The sequence below is a fragment of the Acinetobacter sp. P1(2025) genome (assembly GCF_051390655.1).
GTDB classification, from domain to species: domain Bacteria; phylum Pseudomonadota; class Gammaproteobacteria; order Pseudomonadales; family Moraxellaceae; genus Acinetobacter; species Acinetobacter junii.
Genome location: NZ_JBPKBJ010000121.1, coordinates 1 through 5,983, shown reverse-complemented (window position 1 = coordinate 5,983; position 5,983 = coordinate 1). Strand labels below are relative to the sequence as shown.

5 protein-coding genes and 3 pseudogenes are annotated in these 5,983 nt (G+C 36.2%); 3 read left to right on the top strand and 5 right to left on the bottom strand.

Features of this window, described 5'->3' with window-relative positions:
* Window positions 1-108: 108 nt before the first annotated feature.
* Both ACSC97_RS17595 and ACSC97_RS17590 read right to left on the bottom strand, forming a co-directional pair.
* Window positions 109-765 (bottom strand): annotated as a pseudogene (locus ACSC97_RS17595) (HlyD family secretion protein); the annotation flags it as partial.
* A 12-nt stretch (window positions 766-777) separates the two neighbouring features.
* Window positions 778-2,274, bottom strand: coding sequence for a TolC family protein (locus tag ACSC97_RS17590; protein WP_436662230.1), 1,497 nt, complete (start codon window positions 2,272-2,274; stop codon window positions 778-780).
* A gap of 345 nt (window positions 2,275-2,619) precedes the next feature.
* Between ACSC97_RS17590 and serC the strand changes: the two genes are divergently transcribed.
* Window positions 2,620-3,699, top strand: a complete 1,080-nt coding sequence (gene serC, locus ACSC97_RS17585; RefSeq protein WP_346801347.1) for a 3-phosphoserine/phosphohydroxythreonine transaminase — start codon at window positions 2,620-2,622, stop codon at window positions 3,697-3,699.
* Window positions 3,700-3,757: 58 nt separating this feature from the next.
* Here the strand turns inward: serC and ACSC97_RS17580 are convergent, their stop codons facing one another.
* Window positions 3,758-3,901 (bottom strand): hypothetical protein, encoded by a 144-nt coding sequence (locus ACSC97_RS17580; RefSeq protein ID WP_004913649.1) that lies wholly within the window; start codon window positions 3,899-3,901, stop codon window positions 3,758-3,760.
* A gap of 37 nt (window positions 3,902-3,938) precedes the next feature.
* Window positions 3,939-4,877 (bottom strand): hypothetical protein, encoded by a 939-nt coding sequence (locus tag ACSC97_RS17575; protein ID WP_087540480.1) that lies wholly within the window; start codon window positions 4,875-4,877, stop codon window positions 3,939-3,941.
* 227 nt (window positions 4,878-5,104) lie between these two features.
* Here ACSC97_RS17575 and ACSC97_RS17570 point away from each other — a divergent pair, with 227 nt between their 5' ends.
* Together ACSC97_RS17570 and ACSC97_RS17565 are read left to right on the top strand one after the other, a co-directional pair.
* Window positions 5,105-5,575, top strand: a complete 471-nt coding sequence (locus ACSC97_RS17570; protein ID WP_004913645.1) for a YaiI/YqxD family protein — start codon at window positions 5,105-5,107, stop codon at window positions 5,573-5,575.
* A gap of 7 nt (window positions 5,576-5,582) precedes the next feature.
* Window positions 5,583-5,876: pseudogene (locus ACSC97_RS17565) on the top strand (DMT family transporter); the annotation flags it as partial.
* A gap of 15 nt (window positions 5,877-5,891) precedes the next feature.
* Here the strand turns inward: ACSC97_RS17565 and ACSC97_RS17560 are convergent.
* A pseudogene (locus tag ACSC97_RS17560) lies at window positions 5,892-5,983 on the bottom strand (IS5/IS1182 family transposase); the annotation flags it as partial.

The window sequence follows — 5,983 nt, the reverse complement described above, 5'->3', positions numbered from 1 at the left end:
CGGTTATATGCGGGCCAATTGGTTGTGCGGTAGATTTTGTGTGTAGGCTTCTTCATTTGAAAATTATATCGCTGAAAAAGCCTTTACAGATAGGTTTGTGCAACAAAGCCGTTCTGTACTGCCGCGTTTGGCGCGTGCATATTGTTGGTAAGCTGCTTCAGCGGCTTCTTTTGCAGAGGTTTGAGCTGCAAGCATTTCATCTCGTCGTTGACGAGAAATAACACCTTGTTGATAAAGGTTTTCACCTCGTTTGTAAGTCGTTGCAGCTAGGTCAGCTTGGGTCTTCATTGCTTGCCAGTTAGCGTATAGCGTATCAATGTTTTCTTGTTGAGAACCTCTATAAATTGTTGATTGAAAAGCGAGTGCACTTTGTAGTGCTGCTTGAGCTTGTTCTTTTTTTGCATCAAGTTCAGGGCTTACGAAACGAACAAGAGCTTGTCCTTTTTTTACTGTTTGACCATCAGTGACATAAAATTCTTCAATACGACTAGGAACTTTAGTACTGATGTGGACAGTTTCAGCTTCCACTCGCCCTTGTAGCTCGATTGATTTTGGTTGATAGGCTTTCCATAAGCCAAAAGCAATCAAACTCAAGAATAATAAGATAATAATGACGATCAGGATTTTTATTTTTGCGTTATTTGAAGGTGGTGATGGTGTACCTGAATCAGTTTTAGATTGATCAACTTGACTGTCTGTTGAGTTTTCGACGATCTCGTTATTCGAATTATCTTCTACATTGGGTGATGAAATATTTTGATTCATGATGTACTCCAATTAACGAATATAATCCGTACGAGGTTGGTTCACATAAAGCTTGAATTCTTCGATTGAACCGTAGCTTTGTAATAATGTTGCTAAAGATAATATGTATTTATAAGCATTTATCGCCATTTCACCTTTTAAAGCATTCAGCGCATTTTGTGCATCGATCACTTGTGTTGCTGTTCCCATACCTTCTTTAAAAGATAATTGTTGAATACGTAAGTTTTCTTCGGCTGCACGAGTATTTTTGATTAAGAGTTGATGGCTTGTTTGAGATGCATTCAACTCACTATATGATTTATATAAAATATTTTCGATTTCTTGTTTGGTACGTTCAGTCATCATTTCTGCTGCATAACGTTTCAATTCAGCAGCATGAATATTTTTATTTTTATCAATACCAGAGAATAAATTGTATTTCGCCATCACGCCGATAATCCAATTTTCTTTATCATCTAACCCGTATTCACCAAAGGCAAATACACTTGGTTTTTGGGCTGCTTGCTGGATACGGATATTTTCATTTGCCAGTTGGGTATCCATCTGTAATTTTTTTACTAAACTTGAGTTTTGATCATAATTGCTAAGAAAAGTTTCTAAATCATTTTTTTGAGTGGTATTTACAAATAATGGTGTACTTAAGCTAAGACGATCACTGGTTTTGAGTAAATTTTTTAAACTAAACAAGCTTGCTTGTAGGTTAGATTGTGCGTTTTGATAAGCCCGATCAGCATTATTTAAGGCAACCTCAAACTGCATACGTTGTCCTTTATTAATAAACCCTTGTTTTTCAAGTTTTAGGGCATTGTTATAATGCTGTTGCATCGCATTAAAATTAAATAGGCTGACATTGGCTAACTGCTGTTGTAGTTGGGCATTAAAATAAGCTTGGATCATTTCAAAACGCTGAGCATCTTGCTGTTGTTTCTCGCTAATTGTTGAGCGTTGAGCCTGCAAAGTCGCTATTTGCTTGGCACTTGAGATTTTCCCCCCTGTATATAATGGCATGACCATAGAAACCGAAGTTCTTACATCCTGATCTTTAACGGTTACATCAACATTATTGGGTACTTTATTTAGACCATCACTAACAACTTGATCAAAACCTTGGCTTATTTGATCAATGACTTCTGGTGATAATACGTTTTCCCATTGAGAAAGTTTTTCATCAAATCCACGTGTAAGTGAGTTTTCTAAACGACGTTTGCCTGACTCTAATGGGACGCTAGTTTCACTATGAAATGAATAGGCAGTTGCATTGAGATCAATACGGGGGAGCCCAAGATTTTTTATGGCATCCATTTCGAGTTGTGCTGATTGTTGTAAGGCTCTTTGTGCTTGTGTGCTATATGCATTCTCAACGATATATTGCTCAGCTTCACTATAGCTAATAGTTTGAGCAAATATTGAACTTGTAAAAAAACTACATGTGATTATATGGATACACATGCTTAGTTTTTTTTGAAACCGTTTGACCCTTAAATTTGGTCGATTATTTTGTTTCAACATTTGAGCTTGTCGCAATTTAATAATACTCGCGTTAGTCTAAGTTCTTTTTGTAAAATTAAAATATTATGTTTTTAATTAAATAGTTATACAACCTGAATTGGTGTAGTTAAATTGTAAAAATTAGAGTTTTTAATCTAGTCTAGATTCAATGAAATAATCATATTCACTTGAATAAAACATAATAATGAATCACTAAAATTGAATGTATTTAAAAAAAGAAATAGTTGAATGAACGAAAAATTTTGCAGATAAAATTAAATATTTAAGCGATAAGCTGCTGCAAGCTTCGCCAATCTATGATTAAATTCCCATCTCAATTTGTTTCACTTTCACAAGGGAAAACTCATGCGTGCTTATAATTTCTGCGCTGGTCCTGCTGCACTACCTACTGCCGTTTTAGAAAAAGCTCAACAGGAAATGTTGGATTGGCAGGGGAAAGGCTTGTCGATCATGGAAATGAGTCATCGTAGTAACGACTATGTTGCTGTTGCAGAAAAGGCAGAAGCTGACTTACGTAAGCTCATGAACATTCCTGAAAATTATAAAGTACTTTTTCTTCAAGGTGGGGCATCCCTTCAATTCTCCGCGATTCCATTAAATTTGTTGGGTAAAAATAATAAAGCTGATTATATCCATACAGGGATTTGGTCTGAAAAAGCGTTGAAAGAAGCAAAACGTTACGGTGACATTAATGTGATCGAAGCGGGTACTTTGATTGATGGTAAGCATGCAATTACAGAACAAGCAACTTGGAACTTATCTGCTGATGCCGCATATGTACATTATGCAGATAATGAAACGATTGGTGGTTTACAGTTTGCAGGTGTTCCAAATGTTGAAAAGCCATTGGTATGTGACTTCTCATCAAGTATTTTGTCTGCTCCGCTAGATGTAAATAAATTTGGTTTAATTTATGCGGGTGCTCAGAAGAATATTGGACCTGCAGGATTGACGATTGTCATTATTCGTGATGATTTGTTGGATCAAGTAAAACCTGAAATTCCAAGCATTTTGAAATATAACGATCAAGCTAAAAATGGCTCAATGGTTAATACTCCAGCCACTTATGCTTGGTATTTATCTGGTTTAGTTTTTGAATGGTTACTTGAACAAGGTGGCGTGGATGCGATCTACAAAGTGAACCAAGAGAAAGCAAAACTACTTTATGGTTATATTGATTCGAGTGATTTCTATAACAACCCGATTGCACTTCCAAATCGTTCAATGATGAATGTTCCATTTACGCTTGCTGATGAAGCTTTGGAAAAGACATTCTTAAAAGAAGCGGAGCAGCAACATTTGCTTAACCTTGCAGGACATCGTTCAGTAGGCGGTATGCGTGCAAGTATTTACAATGCTGTGCCACTTGAAGGTGTACAGGCATTAGTTAACTTTATGGATGATTTTGCAAAACGCCATGGTTAATCGCTGACAAATAAAAAAAGCCCTCGAAAATGAGGGCTTTTTTACAAGAATTAAATTTTTAGAAAATGCCAATTTGATGAAAAATAAGTGCTGCTAAAAACATACCAAGTAGAAAAAAGCAAAAAGCACCAACATCAAGTTTAAGGCCTTGGTCACTTGAATGAATAAGACTGGTGGTCGTTTGTTCTGGTATAATTTTCATTAGAACGCCTAAAAATTGCTATTTATGTGATTTTATTTCACTTTATAGCAGTTTTAGCATAAATATTCGCCTGAATCCATAGGTTGCCGCGAATATATTGACCAATGTTAAAGTTTTTATACAAATCATTTTTGGTTGCAATACGGATTAATATTGCAGGTAATGTATCCTCTAAAACTAAAGTGACATCATAAAGGGTATATTCGTCTTGCATAAACTGCATTGAAGTTTTACCAACGATATTACCTTGGAACCAAGCCTCATCTTCTTGCCCTAATGTTTCACCAAATAAATAAGCGACCATTTTAGAAAAGTCGACAGTTACAGGTTCTTGATCTTCAGGCGTTTTTGGTTCCCAAGCATTAATCAATTCTTGTAAGTTTTCAGGTGCAATTCCATTATGCTCAGCCAGAATTGCATTTAATGCACGGTGGTGTTTAATTGAAGCGGGGTCATCCACAATGATTTTCTCATCTTCTGACACTACTTCTAATTCATAGGCCCAAGCATTAAATTGGACTTGATAGGTTTCATCTTTGTCATATTTACAGCGATTAACACTAAATAAATTATCAAATGCATAAATAGTCGTACTTTTATTTAAATTTAGTCTTAATACCGCTTGGGTTGCAGATTTACAGGTAATAATTCGTTCAATCTGTGCATCGTATTTATATGGGCTTTGGAAACTTGGAAATGCAGTTTTTAAAGCACGTGGTTTTTGATCTTCAACAGCGATAATTTGATTAATTGCAATCGATTGATCACTTGGACCTTGAATCAACCAAAATGATTGATCCATTTCATGTTCTTCTGTGCACAATCCCATAGGCATAACAGGAGTATCTAACGCCAGACCTAACCATTTAGGTACGTCAGATGCAGGATTATCTGTTAATAAGTTCCAATGCTCAGCGTGATTACCGAAATTTTCATCTTGAATTGTAATGATTTCTGGACTGTTTTGAATTTTCATAAATCGTAATGCTGGAAAGATTGAACTTATACTATTAAATCGAGGGTAACATCGATTTTTCAAGTCTCGATATGTAAATCTATAAAATTAATTCATTTATATGAAAAAATGGGTTTTAAACTTAGACAGCAAATCAATTGAGTCTTAATGATTGCTTTGCTCAATTTCCCTCTACTTTTCTAGCAATCTGCTACACTAGCATTTTACTTATATGAGCTTTCGCTTACGTGCTGCCATTCAAATTATGGGTAGATGCAGATGCTTTGCCTAAGATTTTAAGAGAAGTGATTCTTCGTGCTTCAGATCGTTATCAATTAGAAGTAACTTTCGTTGCCAATCAAAATGTCGGTATTACACCTTCGGTACGAATCAAATCTATTCAGGTTATGAGTGGGGCAGATCGTGCTGATCAGGAAATTGTGGAACGTATGCAGCCAAATGACATTGTAATCACGCAAGATATTCCTTTGGCTGCACAGGTTATTGAGAAAGGTGGAATTGCAATCCATCCTCGTGGCGAAATCTATACTACTGCAAATGTAAAAGCCCGATTACATCTTCGAGACTTTATGGATACCTTGCGTGGTGCTGGTGTTCAAACAGGAGGACCTCCTCCAATTTCTGAAAGAGATAAGCGTGAGTTTTCGAGTTCTTTAGACCAAACCATTTTAAAGCAAAAACGTAAAACCGCTTCTTGAGTATGATATGCCCTCACGTACAAATCTGATTTTAACTTATGGATTACTCGTTTTTATATGGGCGACGACCCCATTGGCGATTGTTTGGAGTGTATCTGATTTACATCCCATGTGGGCTTTAGTACTGCGTTTCTTTATAGCTTTGCCACTAGCCATCGTCGTCCTGTTCATTTTAAAAGTAAGATTTCCTGTAGATAAAGTTTCAATACTGAGTTACATCGCAGGCTCATTGAGCTTAATCGGATCTCAGATTTTTACGTATGCGGCTACGGCTTACTTGAGTTCAGGTTTAATTGCATTAGACCTCTTGCAAAAATCATTTTTCAACCAACTCCATGTTGTAAATTGCAGCAATTAAATTCAGACGTAAACCCATGCGTTTACGCCTATTTCGATAACGTGTAGCCA

Excerpts from the sequence above, each read along its gene's own strand:
- serC (WP_346801347.1), top strand. The coding sequence starts at position 2,620 with ATGCGTGCTTATAATTTCTGCGCTGGTCCTGCTGCACTACCTACTGCC.
- ACSC97_RS17575 (WP_087540480.1), bottom strand. The coding sequence starts at position 4,877 with ATGAAAATTCAAAACAGTCCAGAAATCATTACAATTCAAGATGAAAAT.
- ACSC97_RS17580 (WP_004913649.1), bottom strand. The coding sequence starts at position 3,901 with ATGAAAATTATACCAGAACAAACGACCACCAGTCTTATTCATTCAAGT.
- ACSC97_RS17590 (WP_436662230.1), bottom strand. The coding sequence starts at position 2,274 with ATGTTGAAACAAAATAATCGACCAAATTTAAGGGTCAAACGGTTTCAA.